The 23,426-nt window shown below is 70.0% G+C and carries 22 protein-coding genes and 1 tRNA gene; 6 read left to right on the plus strand and 17 right to left on the minus strand.

Annotated features, from left to right (window positions below; translation table 11 throughout):
- Positions 1–77: 77 nt before the first annotated feature.
- A tRNA-Met gene (locus AC0699_RS33240) sits at positions 78–151 on the minus strand.
- Positions 152–301: 150 nt separating this feature from the next.
- Entirely contained in the window at positions 302–3,178 is a 2,877-nt protein-coding gene (locus AC0699_RS33245; protein WP_478667873.1) for a UPF0182 family membrane protein, read from the minus strand.
- A gap of 187 nt (positions 3,179–3,365) precedes the next feature.
- Here AC0699_RS33245 and AC0699_RS33250 point away from each other — a divergent pair, with 187 nt between their 5' ends.
- Complete coding sequence (locus AC0699_RS33250) at positions 3,366–3,950, plus strand: PPA1309 family protein (protein ID WP_478667846.1); 585 nt, start codon at positions 3,366–3,368, stop codon at positions 3,948–3,950.
- A gap of 178 nt (positions 3,951–4,128) precedes the next feature.
- Here AC0699_RS33250 and AC0699_RS33255 read toward each other — a convergent pair whose 3' ends face one another.
- From AC0699_RS33255 to AC0699_RS33270, 4 genes are all read right to left on the minus strand, one after another.
- The gene (locus AC0699_RS33255; protein WP_478667847.1) at positions 4,129–5,217 is read right to left on the minus strand and encodes a YlbL family protein; all 1,089 of its coding nucleotides are present in this window, start codon (positions 5,215–5,217) and stop codon (positions 4,129–4,131) included.
- Between the two features lie 134 nt (positions 5,218–5,351).
- Positions 5,352–5,522: a hypothetical protein gene (locus tag AC0699_RS33260; RefSeq protein WP_478667848.1), complete on the minus strand. Its 171-nt coding sequence runs from the start codon at positions 5,520–5,522 to the stop codon at positions 5,352–5,354.
- Positions 5,523–5,673: 151 nt separating this feature from the next.
- Positions 5,674–6,135 (minus strand): molybdenum cofactor biosynthesis protein MoaE, encoded by a 462-nt coding sequence (locus AC0699_RS33265; RefSeq protein WP_453663197.1) that lies wholly within the window; start codon positions 6,133–6,135, stop codon positions 5,674–5,676.
- A gap of 324 nt (positions 6,136–6,459) precedes the next feature.
- A complete protein-coding gene (locus AC0699_RS33270; RefSeq protein WP_453663198.1) occupies positions 6,460–7,593 on the minus strand; it encodes an SDR family oxidoreductase in 1,134 nt (377 codons plus the stop codon).
- Positions 7,594–7,783: 190 nt separating this feature from the next.
- On the opposite strand from AC0699_RS33270, the gene AC0699_RS33275 reads away from it, so the two are divergent.
- Complete coding sequence (locus AC0699_RS33275) at positions 7,784–9,247, plus strand: zinc-dependent metalloprotease (protein ID WP_478667849.1); 1,464 nt, start codon at positions 7,784–7,786, stop codon at positions 9,245–9,247.
- Positions 9,244–9,792: an NUDIX hydrolase gene (locus AC0699_RS33280; RefSeq protein WP_478667850.1), complete on the plus strand. Its 549-nt coding sequence runs from the start codon at positions 9,244–9,246 to the stop codon at positions 9,790–9,792. Before AC0699_RS33275 ends, AC0699_RS33280 begins: the two co-directional genes overlap by 4 nt.
- A 124-nt stretch (positions 9,793–9,916) precedes the next feature.
- On the opposite strand, the gene AC0699_RS33285 is transcribed toward AC0699_RS33280, so the two are convergent.
- The 4 genes from AC0699_RS33285 to AC0699_RS33300 form a co-directional block, all read right to left on the minus strand.
- Positions 9,917–10,672, minus strand: coding sequence for an AIM24 family protein (locus AC0699_RS33285; RefSeq protein WP_469769453.1), 756 nt, complete (start codon positions 10,670–10,672; stop codon positions 9,917–9,919).
- A 19-nt stretch (positions 10,673–10,691) separates the two neighbouring features.
- Positions 10,692–11,372, minus strand: a complete 681-nt coding sequence (locus AC0699_RS33290) for an AIM24 family protein (RefSeq protein WP_478667851.1) — start codon at positions 11,370–11,372, stop codon at positions 10,692–10,694.
- Positions 11,373–11,385: 13 nt separating this feature from the next.
- A complete protein-coding gene (locus AC0699_RS33295; protein WP_478667852.1) occupies positions 11,386–13,017 on the minus strand; it encodes a TerD family protein in 1,632 nt (543 codons plus the stop codon).
- Positions 13,018–13,126: 109 nt separating this feature from the next.
- On the minus strand, positions 13,127–13,723 hold the full coding sequence (locus AC0699_RS33300; protein ID WP_453663208.1) for a M48 metallopeptidase family protein: 597 nt from the start codon (positions 13,721–13,723) through the stop codon (positions 13,127–13,129).
- Between the two features lie 243 nt (positions 13,724–13,966).
- Between AC0699_RS33300 and AC0699_RS33305 the strand changes: the two genes are divergently transcribed.
- A complete protein-coding gene (locus tag AC0699_RS33305; protein ID WP_478667853.1) occupies positions 13,967–15,118 on the plus strand; it encodes a ThiF family adenylyltransferase in 1,152 nt (383 codons plus the stop codon).
- A gap of 65 nt (positions 15,119–15,183) precedes the next feature.
- Positions 15,184–16,641 (plus strand): ABC1 kinase family protein, encoded by a 1,458-nt coding sequence (locus AC0699_RS33310; protein WP_478667854.1) that lies wholly within the window; start codon positions 15,184–15,186, stop codon positions 16,639–16,641.
- A 64-nt stretch (positions 16,642–16,705) separates the two neighbouring features.
- Here the strand turns inward: AC0699_RS33310 and AC0699_RS33315 are convergent, their stop codons facing one another.
- The 5 genes from AC0699_RS33315 to AC0699_RS33335 form a co-directional block, all read right to left on the minus strand.
- Positions 16,706–16,903, minus strand: a complete 198-nt coding sequence (locus AC0699_RS33315; RefSeq protein WP_453663211.1) for a hypothetical protein — start codon at positions 16,901–16,903, stop codon at positions 16,706–16,708.
- A gap of 113 nt (positions 16,904–17,016) precedes the next feature.
- Positions 17,017–17,340, minus strand: coding sequence for a hypothetical protein (locus AC0699_RS33320; protein ID WP_478667855.1), 324 nt, complete (start codon positions 17,338–17,340; stop codon positions 17,017–17,019).
- On the minus strand, positions 17,337–17,705 hold the full coding sequence (locus AC0699_RS33325; RefSeq protein WP_469769446.1) for a WhiB family transcriptional regulator: 369 nt from the start codon (positions 17,703–17,705) through the stop codon (positions 17,337–17,339). The genes AC0699_RS33320 and AC0699_RS33325 overlap by 4 nt, the downstream gene beginning before the upstream one ends.
- 170 nt (positions 17,706–17,875) lie before the next feature.
- Positions 17,876–18,202 (minus strand): hypothetical protein, encoded by a 327-nt coding sequence (locus tag AC0699_RS33330; RefSeq protein WP_478667856.1) that lies wholly within the window; start codon positions 18,200–18,202, stop codon positions 17,876–17,878.
- A gap of 165 nt (positions 18,203–18,367) precedes the next feature.
- Positions 18,368–20,536 carry an ATP-dependent DNA helicase UvrD2 gene (locus AC0699_RS33335; protein WP_478667857.1) on the minus strand — a complete coding sequence of 723 codons (2,169 nt, stop codon included), beginning with the start codon at positions 20,534–20,536 and terminating at the stop codon, positions 18,368–18,370.
- A gap of 200 nt (positions 20,537–20,736) precedes the next feature.
- Between AC0699_RS33335 and AC0699_RS33340 the strand changes: the two genes are divergently transcribed.
- Entirely contained in the window at positions 20,737–20,979 is a 243-nt protein-coding gene (locus AC0699_RS33340) for a mycoredoxin (RefSeq protein WP_478667858.1), read from the plus strand.
- Between the two features lie 14 nt (positions 20,980–20,993).
- On the opposite strand, the gene nudC is transcribed toward AC0699_RS33340, so the two are convergent.
- Complete coding sequence (gene nudC / locus AC0699_RS33345; protein WP_478667859.1) at positions 20,994–21,941, minus strand: NAD(+) diphosphatase; 948 nt, start codon at positions 21,939–21,941, stop codon at positions 20,994–20,996.
- A gap of 38 nt (positions 21,942–21,979) precedes the next feature.
- Complete coding sequence (locus AC0699_RS33350) at positions 21,980–23,419, minus strand: dipeptidase (protein WP_478667860.1); 1,440 nt, start codon at positions 23,417–23,419, stop codon at positions 21,980–21,982.
- Positions 23,420–23,426: the final 7 nt, after the last annotated feature.

A 23,426-nucleotide genomic window follows, 5' to 3' on the forward strand; every position in this document is an offset into this window, starting at 1 on the left:
CAAACACCGGAAAACCCGTGGAAAAAAAACCCCCGGAGGGGCTCCGCCCCTGGGGGGCCCCCCCCCCTCGACTTCAGTAGCGGGGACAGGATTTGAACCTGCGACCTCTGGGTTATGAGCCCAGCGAGCTACCGAGCTGCTCCACCCCGCGTCGTTGTGTACCAACCCTACCACGCTGCGGAGTGGAGCCTGCTCACAGGCGCGGCTCAGCGGTCCGGCTGAGCTGGGCCGGCTGAGCGGACCGGCTGAACAGGGCTTGCTCGCCGGCCCCGTTCAGCCGCTCTCGTTCAGCCGCTCTCGTTCAGCCGCTGGGCTTCTGCTGCGCCGCCGCCGCTCGCTCGAGCGCCGCCTGCAGATCCGCCTGGGCCTTGCCGTACGCCGTCCAGTCGTTCTTCTTGAGCGCCTCCTGGCCCTCCTCGTACGCCTTCTGGGCGTCCGCGATGGCCTGCCTCAGCGCCACGTCACCGGTGGCCGGCGGCTTCGTCGTGTCGCTCGGTGGCGGCTGCACCGCCGGCGGCTGCTCCGCGCCCTCCACCCCGAAGACCGCGTTCAGCGCCTCCGCCAGGCTGTCCTTGAAGACCGGCTTGCCGCCGTACGACACGGCCACCTTCTTCAGCAGCGGATAGTTCGCGGCGCCACCGCGCGCGTACACCGGCTCGATGTACAGGAACCCGCCGTCCAGCGGCACGGTCAGCAGGTTGCCGTAGTCGATCTGCGAGTCGGTGCCCTTGAGGTCACGGACGAATGTCGCGACTTCCGGCACACTGTTGAGCTCACTCTGCACCTGTGAGGGACCCTGCACGGTCGAGGTCACTCTCAGCAGCCTGATCGAGCCGTAGCCCTTGCTGGCCGCATCGGCGTCGACCGCCATGAACGCACCGAGGTTGGGGCGTCCGGCGGGGGTGAACGTCGTCGTCAGCGAGAACTTCTGGTCGCTGTCCCCGGGCATCTTCAGGCTCAGGTAGTACGGCGGGACCGCGTTGGTGTCCTGGTTCGTCGGATCGTCCGGCACCTGCCAGGCGTCACTGCCGCTGTAGAACTGCTCGGGGTCCGTCACGTGGTACCGCGTGAGCAGCTCGCGCTGGACCTTGAACATGTCCTGCGGGTAGCGCAGATGGGCCAGCAGCTCCGGCTTGATGTCGCCCTTCGGCTTCACCGTGTCCGGGAACGCCTTCATCCAGGTCTTGAGGACCGGGTCCTCGGTGTCCCACTGGTACAGGTCGACCGTGCCGTCGTACGCATCGACGGTGGCCTTCACCGAGTTGCGGATGTAGTTGACCTGGTTCTGCTGCGCGACGACGGCCCGCTGGCTGTCGGTCAGCGCGTCGGCCGTGGTCTCCCCGAGCGTCGTACGGGATGCGTAGGGGTAGCCGTTCGTCGTGGTGTACGCGTCCACGATCCACTTGATGCGGCCGTCGACCACAGCCGGGTAGGCGTCGCCGTCGATGGTGAGCCAGGGGGCCACCGCCTCGACGCGCTCCTTGGGCGTGCGGTTGTAGAGGATCCGCGAGCCCTCACCGATCGCTCCCGAGTAGAGGATCTGCGGCTCGCTGAACGCGACCGCGTAGGCCGCGCGGTTGAAGGCGTTGGAGAGGTTGACCCCGCTCTTGCCCTTGTAGCTGGTGGTCTCCTCGCCGTTCTTCTCGTAGTCGAGCTCCTTCTGCGGGCCGCCCACGATCGAGTACTGCTCGGTCTTCTCGCCGTAGTAGATCCGCTGCTCGTACGTGCCGAGTTGGCCCTTCGTCGGCAGTCCGGACTCGGTGAAGTCGGGTGCGCCGACCGTCCCCTGGTCCTCGTTCGTGATCGTGTTGGTGCCCTTGGCCGCGATCGCGCCGTAACCGTGGGTGTAGGTGAAGTGGTCGTTGATCCAGTTGCGCTTGGGGATGCCCTTGATGTTGAGCTCGCGCAGACCGATGACCGTGTCCTGCGGCTTCCCGTCCGGACCGGTGTACCGGTCGACGTCCAGGGTCGCGGGGAACTGGTAGTACTTGCGCTCCTGCTGGAGCTGCTGGAAGGCGGGCGAGACGACGTTGGAGTCGACGAGCCGGTAGGCCGCGGCCGTGGAGGCCTGCTCGCGCTGCTCCGCCTTGCGTTTCGGGTCGCCCTTGCCCGAGTAGTTCTCGGCCTTGGTCGCGTCGATGCCGTACGCCTTGCGGGTCGCATCGATGTTCTTCTGGATGTACGGAGATTCCTTGGCCTGCTCGTTCGGCTGGACCTGGAACTTCTGAACGATGGCCGGGTACAGGCCGCCGATCAGGATCGCCGACAGCACCATCAGGCCGAAGCCGATCACCGGCAGCTGCCAGGTGCGGCGCCACAGCGTCGCGAAGAACAGCACGGCGCAGATGACGGCGATGCAGAAGAGGATCGTCTTGGCCGGCAGATACGCGTTGGCGTCGACGTACCGCAGGCCCGTCCAGTTGCCGGTCGCCTTGAAGTCACTGGACTTCACGGCCAGGCCGTACCGGTCCAGCCAGTACGCCACGGCCTTGAGCGCGACGAAGAGACCCAGCAGCACCGAGAGGTGGCCGGTTGCCGCGGCGGTCGCCCGCGCGCCCGGGCTGGTGACGCGCAGTCCGCCGTACAGGTAGTGGGTGAGCGCGGCCGCGATCAGCGAGAGCACGGCGGCGGCGAAACCGAAGCCGAGCAGGAACCGGTACCAGGGCAGATCGAACGCGTAGAAGGCCACGTCCATGTGGAACTGCGGGTCCTTCTGGCCGAACGGCACGCCATTGACCCACATCAGCCAGGTGCGCCACTGGGACGAGGCGGAGGCTCCGGCGATCAGCCCGACCAGCGCGGTGATCCCGAGGAGCACCCACTTCTTGTACGGGGCGATACCCATCCGGTACCGGTCGAGGCTCTGCTGCTCCAGCGACATCGCGCTCAGCGGCGGCCGTAGCCGGTGCGCCAGCCAGATGTTCACTCCGACCGCGGCTGCCATCAGCAGGCCGAAGACCGCGAACAGGCCGACCTTGGTCCACAGGGTGGTGGTGAACACCGACGAGTACTGCACCGAGCGGTACCAGAGCCAGTCGGTCCAGAACCCGGCGAACATGACAAAGAGCATGGCCAGGACGGCCAGTACGCCCAGAGTCATGAGCAGGGTCCGGACACGCCGCGACGGGCGGCCGACTCTGATCCGTGGCCCGGTCGGGCCTCCGCCCCGGTCCGGCATCTGGAAAGCCAACGTGCGCCCCTCGAAAGTCGCTGTCGTGTAAAGCGTCGGGTAACTCGGGTGAAGCGTCGTGCACACGTCTCACGCGCATGCAGTAGGCCCACGCGATCGTAGAGCCCACTCATGCAACTTACTGAAGCTTTACCTAGTTCCCGTCTCCGGGTCCGAAGGAGGCAGGATATTGACCATGTCCAACGTTTCCCCCAGCAGTCCAGAAGATCAGCCGCCTCCGGCCTCCACGCCGATGGCCGCGAGCCCGCTCACCCGAGCGGTGCTCGAGATCGACGAGTACGCGTCCGGCCTCGGCTGGGACCAGCCCGCCCGGCTCTTCGCCCTCGTCGACACCGCGCAGCTGCGCTCCCAGGAGCCGGGCCTCGCCGCCCAGCTCGGTCTCGACGCCGGTGACTCGGCCGCTCCGCTCACCCCGGTCGAGCAGGACGAGATCCCTTCCGACGCCGCGCTGGACGAGTTCCTCGCGACGATCGCCTGGCCCGACGCGGTGGCCGGCTGCGCCCTCACGGTGGAGCGGCTGATGCTCCCGCCGTCCGCGGAGGCGTCCGTCCCGGACGGCCTCGACGAGGCCGGGCTGGCGAAGTGGGTCGCGGGCCACCCGGATCGCCAGGAGGTCCGGATGACGGTGGCGGTGCTGCGCGACGGCGCCCGCGAGTCGGCACTGCGGCTGCGGGAGAAGGATTCCCCGACCGAGGTCCTCACGGGCGCGGACCTGGTCCCGGGCCTGGCCGAGGCGCTGTCGGCGACGTTCGAGGCGTAGCGGAGGCACAGGCCTGCCGACGATCTTCGCGGCGCGGCGACAGATCGGGGGTGCGCCCCGGGTAGGGGCGCGCCCCGGCGCGGGGTGCGCGCCGTCGGGGGGCACGCCGTCGGGGGTGCTCCACGCCTGCCCGGGCGGGCGGGCGTCAGGCCCGTCAGCCCATCAGCCCATCAGCCCATCAGCCCTTGGAGCAGCTGGGCAGGCCCGCCGTGTTCCCGCTGCGGATCTTCTCCAGCGACTTCACCGCATCGTCGATGGTCTTCACCCTGACCAGGGTGAGCCCGTCCGGGATGTCGGAGGCCGCGGCCTCGCAGTTGTCGCTGGGCGTCAGGAAGTACTCGGCTCCCGCGTTCCGCGCGCCGACCAGCTTCATCTCGATGCCGCCGATCGGGCCGACCGTGCCCTGGTCGTCGATCGTGCCGGTGCCGGCGACGAACTTGCCGCCGGTCAGATCGGACGGGGTGAGCTTGTCGACGATGCCGAGCGCGAACATCAGTCCGGCGCTCGGTCCGCCCACGTCGGCGAGCTTGATGTCGATGGTGAACGGGAAGGTGTGGTCCGTACCGGCCGTGATTCCGACGATGCTCCGGTCACCCTCCTCCGACTTCACGGTGCCGACCTGCACGTCCTGTACGGCGGACGGTTCCTTGCCCGCCTTCTCGGCGGCGGCTGCCTGCTTCGCGGGGACGATCGAGAAGGACACCTTCTCGCCGGGCTCGTGCTTGGTGACGGCCTTCGAGACATCGGCCGGCTGCTTGACCGGCGTACCGTCGACGGCCTTGATCACGTCGCCCGCGTGCAGCACGCCCTGCGCGGGGCTCTCCTTACGGATGGAGGAGACGACGACGCGGGACCTCACCGGGACGCCCAGCTCCCGCAGGGCCGCGACCTTGGCGCTTTCCTGGGACTGGCTGAACTCCTCGGCGTTCTCCTGGTTGGACTGCTCTTCCGTCTTGCCGTCCGGGTAGAGCGTCTCGTGCGGTACCACGACGTTGTCATGGGCCAGCCAGCCGTAGATGACCTCCGCCAGGTTCATCCTGTAGTCCGCGCCGGTGACCCGGACTGTCGTCATGTTGAGGTTGCCGGTCGTCGGGTACGTCTTGCGGCCGGAGATCTGCAGTACGGGGGCGCCGCCCGCCTCGCCCAGCGTGTTGACCGTCGGTCCCGGCGTCATCTCGGAGTAGGGCGGCGTCAGGAACACGCCCACGCAGAGCAGCACGATGAGAACGAGGGTGGAGGCGAGCATCGTCGCTGTGCGGCGTGGCATGGAACGACAGTACGGGACTGGTCCGTCAGTCCACCTGTCGGGCCGGTCCGTACGGGCAGCCCGACAGCGGGTGGCGGCCGCAGCGATGGCGGGGGTGGCCGGGGAGTTGGCAGACGCGCACGGACGCGGCCCCGTCAGAGTGCGTCCGTACCGGAGTGGGACTTCTCCATCGCGGCCCGGAACCGCGCGTAACCGTCCAACTCGGCAATGTCCCCGGTAGTGCGGTTGCGCGAGGCCCAGCTTCCCCATATCGCTGCACCGACGGCAGCGAAAAGCGGAATCAGCAACCAGGCAAGTGCCGCCATCCCGACCTCCCGACCCCATGCGCTGGAGCAACCGCTTCAGCAGCTAACTGATCAGCAGATTAACCAATCCGCCGCTTCAACGCTGGTGTCGGGGGGGCAGTTACGCAAATCGGACCAGCGACCTGCCATCCGGGTGCGCGGTCACGCCTGCTCAGCAGGCACCCACCCACTCCTCTGTGCCGTCCGAGAACCTTTGGTGCTTCCAGATCGGGACCTCGTGCTTCAGGTCGTCGATCAGCTGCCGGCACGCCTCGAAGGCCTCGCCCCGGTGCGGGCACGAGACGGCGACGACCACGGCGAGGTCACCGACCTCCAGGTCGCCCACACGGTGGACGGCCACGAGGGCGCGCACAGGGTATTCCGCGACGACCTTCTCGGCGATTCGGCGCATTTCCGCCTCGGCGCTGGGGTGGCACGAATAGCCGAGTGTGTCGACGTCCGCGCCCCCGTCATGGTTGCGCACCGTGCCCACGAAGAGCGCCGTGCCGCCTGCCGCGTCGTCGCCGACGGCGCGGAAGACCTCGTCGACGGAGAGCGGGGTGTCGCGGATCTGCAGAAGGCGGATGGGGTCCGCTGCCGCCTGCTCACCGGGGTGGTCGTTCGTGCGTGCCATGGGCCCATCGTGCCGCACCGTGCTGACATCGCGGAATAGCGCTTTCGACCGGCAGGCCCACGCCCGGTATGGAGGCTCCTACAGGCAGGGCGGGCCAGGCGGAGCAGGGCGTGTGCGGGCGGGCACTCCAGGACCGGGGCCGCCTGCGCACGGGCACGGGGCCGGCAGCGCACGCCAGGGCCACGGCCCCTGCGGGCGGGGCAGCGCAGCCCCGGGCAGCGACGTGCCGGGCAGCGTCGTCGCCCTCGGAGACGCGCGAAGGGCCGGGCAGCGAAGGGCCGGGCAGCGAAGACGCAGGCCCGACCGCCCCAGGACCCGGGCCGCCTACAGACCGCGGCGCTTGCGGGCGCGCCGTACCAGCGCGGCCGTACCGAGCAGCGCGACGGTCGCACCCGCCGCACCGGCGGCGGTGGCGTCCTTGCGCCCCAGCCGGCGGCCCGCGACGGTGTGCCGGCCCTCGACCTCCTCGAGCAGCGCGGCCAGCACCTCCTCGTTGGTCCACTGCGGTCGCCATCCGGCGTCGTGCAGCCTGCCGACGCTGACCACCCACGGGTGCATCGTGTACGCGAGGTCCCCTGCCGGGGACGGGGTGAGGCCGATCCGGTGCAGCCGGGCCGCAGCGCCGAGCGCGACCGCGGACGGCAACTCCATCCGGCGGATGCCGCTGAGCTCCTCGACCTCCTCCTGCTCGAGCCAGCCGTCGCAGCCGACGGCGAACTCCCCGTCGGCCTTCTCCAGGGCGGCGTACTCCAGGGCGCTCACCAGGTCCTCGACATGGCAGAACTGCCAGGTGGGGCGGGATCCGGCGACGACGAGCAGGCGCGGTGACTCGAAGTAGCGGGTCAGTGCCGTGTCCGTACCGCCCACCAGGACGGCGGGCCGCACCACCGTGACATTGAGGCCGGGGTGGGCGCGGGGCGCGCGGCGGCCGAGGCGCTCGATCTCCAGCAGGTCGCCGACGCCGGTGGCCTCGGCCGTCGCGCGCAGTTCCGCGTCCTCGGAGAGCGGGATGTCGTTGTCGGGCAGCGCTCCGTAGACCATCGCCGAGGTGCACAGCACGACCCGGTGGACTCCCGCGGCGGCTGCCGCGGTGAGCACGGTCTGGGTACCGCGCACGTTGTACGCGGTACGCGCAGCCGGATCGGTCTCCAGGTCCAGATCGAGCGCCAGGTGGACGACCACGTCGGCACCGCGCAGCTTCTCGGCGATCGCCGGGTCGCGGACGTCCAGGATGTGCCAGTGCGCCTCTGCGACGTCGCCACGGCGCTCGTCGATGGCGACGACCTGCCTGATCTCGTCGGACTCGGCGAGGCGCCGGGTCAGCAGGGCACCGACGCCCGAGGCGGCGCCGGTGACCGCGACCACGGGGCCGCGCCCCGAGGCCGGGGCGGAGTGGTTTCGCCTGTGGCGAACGTCAGCATCGTGCGCTGCGGGAACCTGTGGATCTGGGGAACTCACCGGGCGTCTCCAGCGGTTGTCTTCAGTACGTACGTGAATGACGCGTACGTACCAGGTGGCGTCCATCCTGCCGCAGCCAGTGAGCCGGCGAAGCACTGAGCCCTTGTCGGGCCCGGATGTCTACGCTGGTGGTGTTGTCGGGCAGTCGCCGCCGGCAGGAAGCCGGCGGCCCTACGAGCCGAGGAAACCCGTGAGTGACACCCCATTCGGATTCGGCCTTCCGCCGGAGGAGCCGGAGAACGGCGACGAGGGCAAGAAGAAGGACCCTGCCGGAGGTGGGCAGGGTTCCGGCGGCGGCCAGGGCGGCCCGGACAACCCCTTCGGGTTCGGGTTCCCGGGCGCCGGAGCAGGCGGTCCGGGCGGCGCGGAGAATCCGTTCGCCGCGATGTTCGGTTCGCTGAACCCGACCGACCTCGGTGCGGCCTTCCAGCAGCTCGGCCAGATGCTGAGCTATGAGGGCGGCCCCGTGAACTGGGACATGGCGAAGCAGATCGCCCGCCAGACCGTCGCCCAGGGCACGCAGGACGGAGCGAAGGACGCGAGCATCGGCCCGGCCGAGCGCGCCGCCGTCGAGGAGGCCGTGCGCCTCGCCGATCTGTGGCTGGACGGGGCGACGTCGTTGCCCTCCGGTGCGGGGACCGCCGTGGCATGGAGCCGCGCGGAGTGGGTCGAGGCGACCCTTCCGGCGTGGCAGCAGCTTGTCGACCCGGTCGCCGAGCGCGTAGGCATGGCCATGGGCGATGTGCTCCCCGAGGAGATGCAGGCGATGGCCGGCCCGCTGATCGGCATGATGCGTTCCATGGGCGGCGCCATGTTCGGCCAGCAGATCGGGCAGGCCGTCGGCACCCTCGCCGGTGAGGTCGTCGGCTCGACCGACATCGGTCTGCCGCTGGGCCCGGCCGGAAAGGCCGCGCTGCTCCCGCTCAACGTGGAGGCGTTCGGCAAGGACCTGGGCGTTCCCAAGGACGAGGTCCGGCTGTATCTGGCACTGCGCGAGGCCGCCCACCAGCGGCTCTTCGCCCATGTGCCGTGGCTGCGCTCGCACCTGTTCGGCGCGGTCGAGGGGTACGCGCGCGGAATCAAGGTCGACACCACGAAGCTGGAGGACGTGGTCGGCCAGTTCGACCCGCAGAACCCCGAGGACCTGCAGAACGCGCTGCAGCAGGGCATGTTCCAGCCCGAGGACACTCCGGAGCAGAAGGCGGCGCTCGCCCGGCTGGAGACGGCGCTCGCGCTGGTCGAGGGCTGGGTCGACGCGGTGGTGCACGAGGCCGCGAAGACGCGTCTGACGTCCGCGGACGCGCTGCGCGAGATGCTGCGCAGGCGCCGTGCGACGGGCGGTCCGGCCGAGCAGACGTTCGCGACGCTGATCGGTCTGCAGCTGCGTCCGCGCCGGCTGCGCGACGCCTCCCGCCTGTGGGCGTCGCTCACGGACGCGCGGGGTATGGACGGCCGTGACGGCCTCTGGGCACACCCGGACATGCTGCCGACGGCGTCCGACCTGGACGACCCGGACGGCTTCGTCCACGGCGAGCACCTGGACTTCTCGGAGCTCGACAAGATGCTCGGCGAGGCGGCCAAGGGCTCGGACGAGGGCGGCAGGGGCGACAGGTCCGGCGGCGAGGACGACGGCAAGGACGACACCGACAAGTGAGCCTGTACGACGACGCGGTCCGTGTACTGAAGGAGTACGAGGACCGGGAGCAGGGCAACGCGTACGACGACCAGGGGTCGCTGCGCCAGGTCTATCTGGACCATCTGGCGGCCCACCCGGACGGGATGTGGAAGGCGTGCCGGGCCGGGCATCTGACCGCCAGCGCCCTGGTCGTCGACCCCGTGCGCGGCCAGGTGCTGCTGACCCTCCACAAGAAGCTGGGCATGTGGCTGCAGATGGGCGGCCACTGCGAGCCCGGGGACGCGACGCTGACGGCCGCGGCCCTGCGCGAGGCGACGGAGGAGTCCGGGATTCCGGAGCTGACGCTGCTGGAGGGCGGCCCGGTGCGGCTGGACCGGCACGCGATTCCGGCGCCCTGCCACTGGCATCTCGATGTGCAGTACGCCGCGCTCGCACCGCCGGAGGCCGTCGAGGCGATCAGTGACGAGTCGCTGGATCTGCGCTGGTTCGCGTACGACGAGGTGGCGTCCGTGGCCGACACCTCGGTGGTGCGCCTGCTGGACCGTACCCGGGCCAGGCTTTAGCGCGCACGCGAGCACGCACGAACGCGAGCACGCATGCACACATGCACGCACGAGAGTGAACACTGCCCTCGTGTGTAAGGGGCGGCCGCCATTGCGGACCGCCCCTTACCTGTCACCTGTGCGATCAGTTCCAGACGTTGTTCTGGTTCTGGGCGTGGGAACCCTGCTGGCCCATACCGAACTGGGCGCGCACGCCCTGGCCGATCTGGGCGTTCTGCGGCGGGAGGACCTCGCTGGGCTGGACGAGGGCGAAGCCCTGCCCGAGGAAGCTCAGTTCCCAGCCCTCGCCCGTGTTGCCGCGGCGGCGCCACACACCGGTGGAGTGCGTCTGGGCCTGCATCTGCACCCGTAGCGAGGACGACCAGGCGACGATCGCGTCGGCGTCCACGTTGACGTACTTGTCCGGGGTGACCTGCATCATCAGCGGCTGGCCGGACGTCATCAGCGCGACCTTGCCCCGCCCGGAGATGTTGAGCTGGTACTTGCCGGAGCCGGAGATGCCGTACTGGCTGTCCACGGCGATGACTTCGGTGTGCAGGGTGGAGTCCAGCGCCAGCACATAGGCGCTGTCCACGGTCATGCCCTCCTGATCGACATCCACTACGTGGATGTACTGGGCGAGGTTGGCGAAGTAAACCGTGCCCTGCCCGGAGCAGCGCATCAGCTCGAGTCCCTCGCCGGTGCGCGCGCGGGCACGCCGCTGGTTGCTCGTCTGGTACTCACCGTCGAAGTCGATCAGCCCCTGGTAGGCGACCATGGCACCCTTGCGGGCGAGGATGTCGTCGTGTCCGGTGAGCGCCACCCGCAGGAGCTGCGGGTTCTGCACGACGTACCGCTCCTGGGACTGCTGTTCCGCGTAGCTGAAAAGCGGGCTCTGCATGGTGTGTTCTCGCTCCCCCTCAGCCCCGGACCCGCAGGCGGTCGGTGCTGTCCTCACTCGGCTGTACGACGACGATGCCCTGGCCGGAGAAGGCCATCTGGTACGCCTCTCCGCTGCCCCGCCCGATCAGGGAGGACGCCTTGAAGCTGCGCTTGCCCTTCACCTTCAGGTTCGGCGACCAGGCGACGAGGGCGTCGGGGTCGACGTACGTCTCGTCCTCCCCACGGCCGCAGTCGACCACGATCGGCGTGCCGCGGGAGGTCAGCGCCACCCAGCCGGTGCCGGCGATCTCGACGTTCCACAGGCCCTGCCCGGCGAACTTGGCGAGTCCCTTGACCCGCTCGACGCCCCACTGGAGGTGCGCGTCGAAGGCGAGGAGGTTGGTGCCGTTGACCGAGAGGGAGTCGTTGTTGAGGTTGATGACGACGACATCCGCGCCGTAGTCGGCGAGGTAGAGCAGCCCGTCACCGGAGCACTTCATGATGGGCGCGCCCTCGCCGGTCACCCACTGGGAGGCGACCTGCCGGACGGCCGGCGGATTCGGCTCGTACTGGACGAAGCCCTCGTAGGCGACCATCGAGCCGGCGCGTGCGTACAGATCCTGGCCGGACGCCATGGCGACCTTGAGCATCGTGCGGCCGTGGTTCTCCATCCGGGCCACGACCGGGGTCGGGGCGTAGCCCGCGAGTTGCTGGTTCATTGTCCGGGCTCCCTCAGACCTCGTACGGCTGGACGACGATGAAGTTGCCGGGGGCACCCCGGAACTGCAGGTTGACGGTCTCTCCGCTGTGGCCGGGGTACGCGTTGCGGCGCAGCCGGACCTGGCTGGAGAGGATCACCTGCGAGGCGGACGACCAGGCCACGATGGCGTTGGAGTCGGCGAAGGTGGTGGGCGTAACCGGCAGGACCACCGGGATGCCGTGGGTCTTGACGGCGACCGTGCCGGTGCCCTGGAACTGCATGGTGAACAGGGCCCCGCCGGGGATGCCATGGCCCTCGATACGGCGGACCTCGTGCTGAAGCGACTCGTCGAAGGCGAGGACGTTCTCCGCGGAGACGCAGATTCCGTCGCCCTGAAGTTCGATCGGGTGCAGATGCGCGCCGTCCTCGGCGAGGAAGACCTGGCCGCGGCCGGTGCAGCGCATGAGCTGCATCTCCTGGCCCGTGGCGTTGCCGACCACGCGGCCGGCGAAACCGGCACCCTTGTAGCTGAAGTCGACCTTGCCCTGGTACATGACCATGCTGCCCTGGCGGGCGAGGACGGGTGTGCCTCCCATGGCCATGTCGACCCGCATCAACTGCTGGTTCTGTGGCGTCCAGCGCTGGCCGGTGGGCAGTTCCTTGTACGGCTGGAGCGCCGCCTGGAGACCTGCACCGCCCTGGGGGACGCCCTGCGGAACACCCTGGGGCACGCCCTGCGGGACGCCCGGCTGACCGTGCGGGGCGGGCTGCTGGCCATAGGGGGCCGGTGCGCCCGGAACCTGGCCCGGCATCTGGCCGAACTGCGGCTGCTGCTGCGGCTGTCCGTACGGGGACGGCGGAGCCTGCGGCGGAACCGTACCGCCGGGAGGGGTCAACGGGGCGGCGATCGTCGGCGCCGCGTGCATCTGCTGGTTGAACGGCGCGGGAGCCGGCGCGGGCGCAGCCGGCGCCTGGGCGGCGGGCGCACCGAACGCCGGGGCGGGCTGAGGAGCTTGAGGAGCCTGCGGGGCCTGAGGGGCGGCCGGGGCGCCGAACGCGGGCGCCGGAGCGGCCTGCGCCGGAGGGGCGAACCCGGGCACGCCGCCCGGCTGCGGCTGCTGCGCGGCGGGCTCCTCCTCGGCCACCTCACCGCCGAAGTTCTTCAGCAGCGCGTCCAGACCGCCGTCGAAGCCCTGGCCGACCGCGGCGAACCGCCACACGTCCTTGAGGTAGAAGTCGCCCAGCATCACGGCACGTTCGGTGGTGAACTCCGAGCCGGTGAAGGCGTATCGCACCACTTCTTCGCCGCCCGCGACGATCCTGATGTAGCCGGGCCCGATCTGCGACATCTGGCCTGCGCCGTCGACGGTCGCGGTGAACGACAGCTTGTGGATGCTCGCCGGGATGCGGTCCAGCGTGACGCGGAACGACTCGGTGTCACCTGCCTGCGCGCCGAGCAGCTGAATGGACTCCTCGGGCGACTTCGGCTGGTTGAAGAAGATGAAATACCGGTCGTCCGAGAGCTGCTCATTGGCGTCGAGACCGAAACAGCTGATGTCGAAGGTCAGTCCGGGCGCAGCGATCTGCACACCTACGTACAGATCGGTCCCCGGTGTCAGATCACTGATCTTGGCCTTGTGGCCGCGTTGGAATTCCCTGGCCATGCGTAACGACCGTCCCCCATCCCGACGAAATGACTGCGTCGCGCCAGGCTAACGGCTGGGAACGACATTGAGCCAAGTCGGGACACATTCGGTACAGGATCGGCGAATCTCACTCTCCGCGCGCGGCCGGCAGGTGCGGCAGGCGCTCCGCCGCGACCACACCTTCGAGGTAGCCACGCGCACGCTCGGTACGCGGATAGGCCTCCAGCAGCCGCCAGAAACGCGGCCCGTGACCGGGCACGAGCAGATGGGCGAGCTCGTGGACGAGCACGTAGTCGACGACGTACTCGGGCATGCCCTGCAGCCGGTGCGACAGGCGGATGCTGCCCTCCGCCGGAGTGCAGGACCCCCAGCGGGTGTTCTGATTCGTCACCCATCGCACCGACGTCGCCCTGGCGCGCCCGTCGAAGTACTGCTCGGACAGACGCTCGGCGCGCTCGGCCAGTTCCGCGTCCCCGAGGGTCCGCTTGCTCTCCTGCGCGGCAAGCTTGTCGAGCATCACCGTCACCCAGCGTCGCTCCTCCGCCTCGGACATCCGGGCCGGGATGAGCACGATCGTCCGGTCGCCCTCCCGGTACGCCGAGACCGTTCTGCTGCGTCGGGCGCTTCTGCGGACCTCGACCGCGCTTGTCGCGGAAGAGCGGGGAGGATGTCTGGTCACACTGCGCTGCTGGCTTTCGGCGCTGTGCGGTCGGTCGGCGGACACGCCCCGACGTTACCCGCTGTCAGTGGGGGAAGTCCCGCCTCCGGGACGGTTCGAGCTTGATCCACCGAACGGCGTGCACCATTTGAACGACTAATGCCCGATGCCTGTGGATAACTTTCGGCACCCGCCGTCGGACCTGTGCATTCTGGTGCCCGAGAGATCTGCCCGAAAGACCGACGGGCGGAACAGGGACGGACCACGGACGGAACACGGACGGAACACCGTTCGAACGGGGGCGGATTTATGCATCCGATGGTGAAGCCTGCGCTGCGGCGTGCCTGGCGTGACCTTCGCTATGTGCAGTTCGGAGCGACATCGCCGCATGCGGTGGTGGTCGGTCCGGTGGACACGGCGACCGGCAGCCTGTTGTCACTGTTCGACGGGACCCGGGGGCTGCCCCGGCTGCGCGAGGAGGCCCGGGCGATAGGACTCCCCGAGGGCCAGGTGGACGCGCTGCTGGGCCGGTTGACGCAGGCCGGTCTCATCGACGACGCGACGGGCGGCGGCCCGGCGGCCGATCTGTTACGGGAGCGGGCAGGCGCGCTCGACCGGCTGCGTCCCGATCTCGCCTCGCTCTCCGTGGTCCATCCGGAACCGGGCGGCGGCATGGGGCGATTGGCAGCCAGGAGTGCCATGCGGGTCCAGGTCCGGGGCTCGGGCCGGGTCGGGGCAGCGCTCGCGGCCGTGTTGTCCGCCTCGGGGGTGGGCCACGTCGATGTGCTGGACGGCGGGTGTACGGAGCCGTGGGACGTGGCGCCCGGTGGGCTGCCGCCGGAAGCGGTCGGTGGGCGCAGGGCCGAGGCCGCCCGGCAGTTGGTGCGCCGGTCCGCCCCGGGCAGGATTCCCCGAGCAGCGCGGCGGCCGGCCGGAGGCCCGCAGCTGGACGAGCCCGCACTGTCCCTGGTGGTCGTCGCCCCACGCGACGGACTCGCGGCGTACGCCCCCGATCCGGCGACAGCCGAGGACTGGCTCACCACCGGGACTCCTCATCTCTACGCGGGCGTTGTCGAAGCCACCGGTGTCGTGGGGCCGCTGGTACTGCCCGGCGGCACGGCCTGCGCGGGATGCCTGGGGCTGGCCCGGGCGGACCGCGATCCCGCGTGGCCGCGAATGCTGGCTCAGTGGCGCTCCGGCCGCCGCGGCGCGGGGGCCGGGCCCTGTGATCTCGGGCTGGCCACCACGGTCGCCGGGCTGGCGGCAGCCCATGCCCTGTCCTTTCTGGACGGTGAACTGCCCGCGAGCACAGGAGCCCGCTGGGAGGCTTCAATGCCGCTGCTGGAGTGGCGATCGGAGCAGATCAGAGCCCATCGCGACTGTTCCTGCGGGGCGGCTGGGCAGACTGGAGGGGAGCGCGCCTCGGGGTCCGGAACACCACACGACACAATGGCCGGGTAACCGCCGCCGACGAAGCAATGCCCTAAGGCACAAGCGGCACGGCAGTCTGGGATCTGGAGGGGCGCATGTCTGATCTTCCCCGGAAGGCGGTCACCCGTACCGCCAAGTTGGCCGCTCTGCCACTGGGCATCGCGGGCCGCGCCACCTGGGGCCTGGGCAAGCGGATCGGTGGCAAGTCGGCGGAGATAGTGGCCCGCGAGCTGCAACAGCGCACTGCGGAGCAGCTGTTCAAGGTCCTCGGTGAGCTCAAGGGGGGTGCGATGAAATTCGGGCAGGCCATGTCGGTCTTCGAGTCCGCCCTGCCCGAGGATGTCGCCGGCCCCTACCGGGCCGCGCTGACCAAACTCCAGGACGCCGCTCCCCCGATGCCGACGCGCACGGTCCACGAGGTGCTCGCGGAGCGGCTCGGCGAGGACTGGCGGGAGCTCTTCCTGGAGTTCGAGGACAAACCCGCTGCGGCCGCGTCGATCGGTCAGGTCCACCGGGCTGTCTGGCACGACGGACGCGAAGTCGCGGTGAAGGTGCAGTACCCGGGGGCCGGAGAGGCGCTGCTCTCCGATCTGACCCAGCTGAGCCGGTTCGCCCGGCTGCTGGGCCCGCTGATCCCGGGCATGGACATCAAGCCGCTGATCACCGAGCTGCGTGACCGGGTGTCGGAGGAGCTGGACTACGAGCTGGAGGCCGAGGCCCAGCGGGAGCACGCGGCGGAGTTCGCGGACGATCCGGATGTGGTGGTTCCCGATGTGGTGCACCAGTCCGACCAGGTACTGGTGACCGAGTGGATCGACGGAATACCGCTCGCGGAGGTCATCAGCGACGGTACGCAGGAGCAGCGGGACCGTGCGGGACAGCTGCTGGCCCGCTTCCTCTTCTCCGGCCCCGCGCGGACAGGTCTGCTGCACGCGGATCCGCACCCGGGCAACTTCCGGCTGCTCCCCGCACGCGACGCGGATCCGGACGGGGGCACGGAGCCCGGCGGGCAGGATGCCGGCGAATGGCGGCTGGGCGTACTGGACTTCGGCACCGTCGACCGGCTCTCCGGCGGACTGCCCAGGACCATCGGTGACTCGCTCCGGATGACGCTGGACGGCGAGGCCGAGGCGGTCTACGGACTGCTGTGCGAGGAGGGCTTCGTCAAAGAGTCGATCGACCTCGACCCGGACGCGGTGCTGGACTATCTGCTCCCGATCATCGAGCCGGCGGAGGTCGACGCCTTCACCTTCACCCGTGGCTGGATGCGGACCCAGGCGGCACGGATAGCCGACCCCCGCTCCCCCGCACACCAGTTGGGCAAGCAGCTCAATCTGCCGCCCGCGTATCTGCTCATCCATCGCGTGACGCTGAGCACGATAGGGGTGCTCTGTCAGCTGAACGCGACGGTCCGGCTCCGCGACGAACTGGAGTCCTGGGTGCCCGGCTTCCTGCCGGCCACTCAGGAATTCAACGAGATCGTCGAACGCGACGAGCCTGCCGAGCCGGGGCAGGAGGAACCGGACGCGGACAGCGTGCCCGCGCAAGCCTGACCCGTCGGGAGGGCGTCCGCGTTCTGTCCCGTGCGCGGGAGGGGGCCGATTGCCCGTGGCCCCGTCACCACCAGGACGAGTCGAGCCGTCCCTCGATCGCCCTGATGTTGGCGCGGGCGCATGCCTCACAGAAGTAGTGGCGGCGGCCGTTCTCCACGGAGCAGGTCCAGGTCGGCGGAGTGTCCTCGGCGACCGCGCCGCACCGGGAGCACACGACGTTCCCCGCACCCGGCTGGGCAGGGTGATGAGTCTGCTGGTCCACCTCGTGACGATAACCCCGTACGGGGCGGACCGCAGGACAACGCACCGCGGGGGCCGGTCCCTTCGGACCGGCCCCCGCGGGAGGCACTGTTCTGCGTGCGGCTGGGCTGTCGGCTAGTGCATGACAGCCATGGCCAGCGCGCGGCGGGCGCGCATCGACGCGCGCTCGGCGCGCCGCTGCATCCGCCGGGCGGCGACCAGGCGCACGGCCTGGCGTTCCGCGTCGACTTCCCGCAGACGCTCATGCATATGCGCACGAGCCAGGGCTTCTGGGATGAGTTGCATCTCTCGGGTCCTGTTCTGACGCGAGGCGTTCGCGCCGATGGTGGTGACGGCTGGGGTGGCGGAGCCGGACGGCTCGCTCGTGGAAGAGGTCATCGGGGCCTGCTTCTGGGGATCGTGCGTGAGGGGACGGTCGATGGTGCCGACGGCGTTCATGCCGCGACCGGGTTCTTGCGCGGGCGGCCACGCGGCCGCTTGCGGGCGACGACGACACCCTGGACGAAGAGCTCTCCGCCCCAGACACCCCACGGCTCACGCCGCTCCTTGGCGCCCGCGAGGCAGGCCTCGACGAGCGGGCAGGTCCGGCAGAGGGACTTGGCGTACTCGACATCGGCCGGCGACTCGGCGAAGAAGACCTCCGGGTCGTAGGAACGGCAGGGGACGGGTACGCCGAGGTTCTCGATGGCGTCGTCGAGCGCGGACAGCGCGGTGAGGGGGGTCAAGGTGGAGTCCTCCGTGAGGCCGGGCGGGGGGATCGTTTCGGAAGGCGGTACGGACGGGGCGTGCGCTTCGAGTTGCACGGTGGTGTTTTCCTCGTCTGGTCGTTCCGGTCTGTTGACCGGGCTTCGGCTGGTACCGGGTCTTGCTGGTCCCGAGGCCCCTTCGCTCCGTTTCCTCATCGGGGAAAACAGAAGGGCCGCGGATCCCGGGTGGGGTTCCGCGGCCCTGAAGGCGCCGGCCTGACTCTGGATCAGGCTGGATCACTCCAGGGTTCGAGCCCACGGAAGGCCCACATCGTGTGGTGCTGCGTCGTCTGCCGCTTCGCTTCGGCACTGGCCGCCGCAAAGGCATAGGCCTTGGCCTCGCCTGCTGCTACTGCTTCCAGTGCCTTGGTCGGTCGCTCATTGCGCTCCCGGACGGGCAGACCGGCAGGGAGGGACACCGGAAGAACGGCCGTGAAGCCGGACAGACCGGTGCCAATGAACGCCGAACCGGAGAGGCCGAGCGAGCAGGCGGAGACGACCGAGCGATCGGTCATTTTGGCGGTGCGGATGAAGCTGGTGTTGATGCTGATCACTGGAATCGCCTCCTCTCGGCGTCTCTGGGACCGGCCGGGGCCGATCGCGCGTATTCGGATAAGTACAGCACGAAAGCAGGGCTTCAGAGAAGCCGCTGTTCTCGTGGTTAAGAACCTATGGGGATGACTGGGGCGGGCGCAAACTATTTTTTCGACGAGTTTGCATCAGTCGTCCTCGGCACCCCCGCCAACCTCCTCACCTGCACAGATGGCCAGGACATCGGCTCCGAAGCGCTCGAGCTTACGACCGCCGACGCCGGAGATCCCGGACAGCTCTCCCTCACTGCCGGGCACGGCCTCGGCGATCGCCATCAGGGTCTTGTCGGTGAAGACGCAGTACGCCGGCTGGCCCAGCTCCCTGGCCTGTTCGGAGCGCCACTCGCGGAGCCGCTCGTACAGCGCCTCGTCCATGTCGGAGGGGCAGTCCTCACAGCGCATCAGTTTCATCTCACCGGCGTCGGTGAGCGTTTTGCCGCAGACCCGGCACAGGACCGGTCCACGCCGCTTGCGCCGGCTGCCGCGCTCGATGCCCCCGCCGGCGCCCGCGGTGCGGGCGCCCGGCGCCACGGAGCCCGGCCGCAGCCCGTTCAGGAACCGGGTGGGCCGGCGGGAGGCGCGGCCGCCGGGCGAGCGGGACAGGGCCCAGGAGAGCGACAGATGGAGCCGGGCGCGGGTGACTCCGACATAGAGCAGCCGGCGCTCTTCCTCCACCTGTTCATCGGTCTTGGCGTAGGTGATCGGCATCATGCCCTCGGTGAGGCCGACCAGGAACACGGCGTCCCATTCCAGGCCCTTCGCGGAGTGGAGCGAGGCGAGGGTGACTCCCTGGACGGTCGGGGCGTGCTGGGCGGCGGCCCGCTCGTCGAGTTCGGCGACGAAATCGGCGAGGCTCGCGGCCGGCCTGACGCGGGCGAAGTCCTCGGCGAGGCGGACCAGCGCGGCGAGGGACTCCCAGCGGTCCCGGACGGCACCGGAGCCGGCCGGGGGCTCGGTGGTCCAGCCCTTGGTGGAGAGCACCGCGCGGACCTGGGAGGGCAGGTCCTCCGCGTCGTCCAGCAGTGCGTCGTTCCCCCCGGCCCGGGCGGCGCCGCGCAGGGCGACCCCGGCCTCCCGTACCTCGGCGCGCTCGAAGAACCGCTCGGCGCCGCGCAGCTGGTACGGCACGCCGGCGTCGGCGAGGGCCTGTTCGTAGACCTCGGACTGGGCGTTGACCCGGTAGAGCACGGCGATCTCCCCGGCCGGGACGCCCGCGGCGATCAGGTCGCGGATGCGCCGGGCGGTGCCCTCGGCCTCGGAAGGCTCGTCGGCGTACTCCACGTAGGCGGGCTCGGGCCCGGGGTCGCGTTGCGAGATCAGCTCGAGGCGGTGTTCGGCGGCACGGCCACTGGCCTGGCTCAGCAGACCGTTGGCGAGATGGACGACCTGGGGGGTGGAGCGGTAGTCACGGACGAGCTTCACCACCGTCGCGTTGGGGTGGCGGGTGCGGAAGTTCAGCAGATGGTCCGGGGTGGCTCCGGTGAAGGAGTAGATCGTCTGGCTGGCGTCGCCGACGACGCAGAGGCTGTCCCGGTCACCGAGCCACAGCTCCAGCAGCCGCTGCTGGAGAGGCGACACGTCCTGGTACTCGTCCACGACGAAGTGCTGGTACTGGCGGCGGATCTGCTCGGCGATGTCGTGGCGGTCCTGGAGGATGCCGACGGCGAGCAGCAGGACGTCCTCGAAGTCGATCACCGAGCGGTCGCGCTTCAGCTGCTCGTACAGCGCATAGATCTGGCCAATCTCCGCCGGGTCGCGGGGAGCGTCCCGGTGGGACTTGGCGACGGCGGCGGGATAGTCGGCGGGGACCGTCTGGGTGACCTTGGCCCACTCGATCTCGCTGGTCACATCCCTGAGCTCATTGCGATCCAGGCGGATACGGCAGCGTGCCGCGGCCTCGGCGACCAACTGGATCTTGCGCTCGAGCAACCGGGGCAGTTCACCGCCGACGGCTTTCGGCCAGAAGTACTGGAGCTGGCGGAGGGCGGCCGAATGGAAAGTGCGGGCCTGCACGCCGCCCGCGCCGAGCTGTCGCAGCCGCCCGCGCATCTCCCCCGCGGCGCGGTTGGTGAACGTGACGGCCAGCACACTCGCGGGCTGGAGTATCCCGGCGCGGACGCCGTACGCGATGCGATGGGTGATCGCGCGGGTCTTGCCCGTGCCTGCGCCCGCCAGGACGCACACCGGGCCGGTCAGGGCGGTCGCGACCTCGCGCTGCTCGGGGTCGAGCCCGTCGAGCACCGCGTCCGCCGACTCGGGGACCTGCGGGAAGAGAGTGGAGTGCGTTGCTGCTGTCACCCCGCCATGCTGCCAGGTCCCACGAGATCACCGGGACGGTTGTCCACAGGGAGGCCGGACCGGTCGTACTAATCGCCCTCCCCCGCCCAGGCGGCTCCCCCGCCCTTACGGCCGTCCATACCCCCATCGGGAATGACGCCCGGGGTCGCGTACGTTCGACTACCGGGAAACCCCACGAGCCTAAGGAGCGGGAGAAGAAGATGCAGGGATCTCTGACGATGTACAGCACGACCTGGTGCGGCTACTGCCGTCGGCTGAAGAGCCAGCTCGACCGGGAGGGCATCAGCTACGTCGAGGTCAACATCGAGGAGGACCCGCAGTCCGCGGCCTTCGTCGAGAAGGCGAACGGCGGCAACCAGACGGTTCCGACCGTTCTCTTCGCCGACGGTTCGACCCTGACCAACCCGTCGCTGGCTCAGGTCAAGCAGAAGATCGGCGTCTGACCGGCCCGGTGCCGTCAGACGGCGGAGCCCGGCTTCGGCAGGGGCTTGCCGTACCAGAGCTCGATGAGGCGGGCCGCAATCGAGATTCCGTAGGGAGGCAGTACCTCCCCGGACTCGAAGGCGGCCCGCAGGTCTTCCCGCGAGAACCAGCGGGCCTCGTGGATCTCCTCACCGTCCACGTTGATCTCCGACGAGGTGGCGCGGGCCATGAAGCCCAGCATCAGGCTGTACGGGAAGGGCCAGGGCTGGCTGGCGACGTACTCGACGTCGCCGACGGTGACGCCGGCTTCCTCGTACACCTCGCGGATCACGGACTGCTCGATCGACTCGCCGGGCTCGACGAAGCCGGCGAGCGTGGAGAAACGGCCTTCGGGCCAGTGGACCTGGCGCCCGAGGAGCGCGCGGTCCTCCTCGTCGGTGACGAGCATGATCACGGCGGGGTCGGTACGCGGGTAGTGCTCGGCTCCACAGGCCGGGCAGCGGCGGATGTGGCCCGCGGCCGCGATGACCGTGCGCTCGCCGCAACGTGAGCAGAAGCGGTGCAGCCGCTGCCAGTTCTCGAGTGCGACCGCGTGCACCATCAGACCGGCGTCCCGCGGGGACAGGAGCAGTCCGGCCTCGCGCAGCCCGGCGGCCCGCGCGGACTGGTCCATGCGCCCGGGGAGGGCGTCCTTCTGCAGCGCGAAGTAGCTGACGCCCTCCTCGTCGGTGCCCAGGAAGTAGCGGTGGGTCTCCGTGACGGGGGCCTCGAAGGCCGGGGTCATGACGAGTTCGGTGCGGCCGTCGGGGGTGTCGTCGATGAGCACCTGTCCGCCGGAGACGACGAACACCCGGGTCGTCGGGTGGCTCCATGCCGCCGCCAGCCAGGCCTCGTCGAGTCGGTGGTGCGCCGCGCGGTCGATGCCGCTCGGCGCGGTGAGGCTGATGGGACGGCCGTCGGCGACGTAATTGAAGGTGCTCACAGGTACTTCCAACTCCCCCGGGGTGATTCGGTGGTCTGTCAGTGGAGGGCGCCGGCCAGATCGCCCCACAGGTGGGCGGTGGTCTCGACACCCTTGAGCAGCAGGTTCAGCTCGACCTTCTCGTTCGGCGCGTGCCATCCGTCGGACGGTACGGAGATACCCAGGAAGAGCACGGGGGCACCGAGCACGTCCTGGAGGTCGGCGGCGGGTCCGGAGCCGCCCTCGCGCGTGAAGCGGATCTTCTGCCCGTCGAACGCGCGCCCCATGGAGCGGGCGACGGCCTGGAGGGCGGGGTGGTCCAGCGGCGTGAGGCAGGGGCGGGTCGCGGCGCCGAAAGTGATCTCGTGGCGGATGCCGGCCGGAATCCGGGAGGCGACCCAGGTGCGGATCGCTTCCTCGATCCGGTCCGGTTCCTGTCCGGCGACCAGCCGGAACGAGAGCTTCAGGTGGGCGGAGGACGGGATGATCGTCTTTCCGCCGGGGCCCTGGTACCCGCCGCCGATGCCGTTGACCTCGGCGGTCGGCCGGACCCAGATGCGCTCCAGTGTGGAGTAGCCGGCCTCTCCGAGCGTCCCGTACGACTTCGCCGTACGCAGCCACTCGGCCTCGTCGAAGGGCAGCTCCGCGAGGAGCTCGCGCTCGGTGTCGGTCAGCTCCGCGATGCCGTCGTAGAAGCCGGGGATCGTGACGCGCTCGTTCTCGTCGTGCAGCGCGGCGACGAGGCGGCCGGCGGCCGTGGCCGGATTGGGCACCGCGCCGCCGAAGGAACCGGAGTGGATGTCCTGGTCGGGGCCGTACAGCTCGATCTCGCAGTCGGCGACGCCGCGCATGCCGGTGCAGACGGTGGGGGTGGTCTCGGACCACATGCCGGTGTCGGAGACGATCACGACGTCGGTGGTGAGGCGGTCCCTGTGCTGCTCCACGAGGGCGCGGAAGTGCGGCGAGCCGGACTCCTCCTCACCCTCGACGAGGAGCTTCAGGTTGACGGCGGGGGTGGTGCGGCCGGTGGCGGCGAGGTGCGCACGCACTCCGAGGGTGTGGAAGAAGACCTGGCCCTTGTCGTCGGCGGCGCCCCGGCCGTACATCCGGCCGTCCTTCACGACCGGTTCGAACGGGTCGGTGTGCCAGCCGTCCTCACGGGCGGCGGGCTGGACGTCGTGGTGGCCGTAGACCAGCACGGTGGGGGCGTCCGGGTCGCCGGACGGCCACTCGGCGAAGACGGCGGGCGCGCCGGACCCAGTCTTTGAATCAGAACCGGACCCAGTCTTTGAATCAGAAGGGGTCCAGATCTCGACGGTCGGGAAGCCGGTCTCCTTGAGCTTCGCCGCCAGCCAGTCCGCGCTGCGCCGTACGTCCGCGTCGTGCTCCGGCTGGGCGGAGACGGACGGGATGCGCAGCCAGTCGGCGAGGTCGTCGAGGAAGGCCGCGCGGTGCTGCTCCAGGTACGTACGGACGGCGGTGTCCGGGGTGTCGCTCATGGCCTTG

It is taken from the genome of Streptomyces sp. NPDC043870, from assembly GCF_056435785.1.

Excerpts from the sequence above, each read along its gene's own strand:
- AC0699_RS33245 (WP_478667873.1), bottom strand. The coding sequence starts at position 3,178 with ATGCCGGACCGGGGCGGAGGCCCGACCGGGCCACGGATCAGAGTCGGC.
- AC0699_RS33250 (WP_478667846.1), top strand. The coding sequence starts at position 3,366 with ATGTCCAACGTTTCCCCCAGCAGTCCAGAAGATCAGCCGCCTCCGGCC.
- AC0699_RS33255 (WP_478667847.1), bottom strand. The coding sequence starts at position 5,217 with ATGCCACGCCGCACAGCGACGATGCTCGCCTCCACCCTCGTTCTCATC.
- AC0699_RS33260 (WP_478667848.1), bottom strand. The coding sequence starts at position 5,522 with ATGGCGGCACTTGCCTGGTTGCTGATTCCGCTTTTCGCTGCCGTCGGT.
- AC0699_RS33265 (WP_453663197.1), bottom strand. The coding sequence starts at position 6,135 with ATGGCACGCACGAACGACCACCCCGGTGAGCAGGCGGCAGCGGACCCC.
- AC0699_RS33285 (WP_469769453.1), bottom strand. The coding sequence starts at position 10,672 with ATGCAGAGCCCGCTTTTCAGCTACGCGGAACAGCAGTCCCAGGAGCGG.
- AC0699_RS33290 (WP_478667851.1), bottom strand. The coding sequence starts at position 11,372 with ATGAACCAGCAACTCGCGGGCTACGCCCCGACCCCGGTCGTGGCCCGG.
- AC0699_RS33295 (WP_478667852.1), bottom strand. The coding sequence starts at position 13,017 with ATGGCCAGGGAATTCCAACGCGGCCACAAGGCCAAGATCAGTGATCTG.
- AC0699_RS33305 (WP_478667853.1), top strand. The coding sequence starts at position 13,967 with ATGCATCCGATGGTGAAGCCTGCGCTGCGGCGTGCCTGGCGTGACCTT.
- AC0699_RS33310 (WP_478667854.1), top strand. The coding sequence starts at position 15,184 with ATGTCTGATCTTCCCCGGAAGGCGGTCACCCGTACCGCCAAGTTGGCC.
- AC0699_RS33320 (WP_478667855.1), bottom strand. The coding sequence starts at position 17,340 with ATGAACGCCGTCGGCACCATCGACCGTCCCCTCACGCACGATCCCCAG.
- AC0699_RS33340 (WP_478667858.1), top strand. The coding sequence starts at position 20,737 with ATGCAGGGATCTCTGACGATGTACAGCACGACCTGGTGCGGCTACTGC.
- AC0699_RS33350 (WP_478667860.1), bottom strand. The coding sequence starts at position 23,419 with ATGAGCGACACCCCGGACACCGCCGTCCGTACGTACCTGGAGCAGCAC.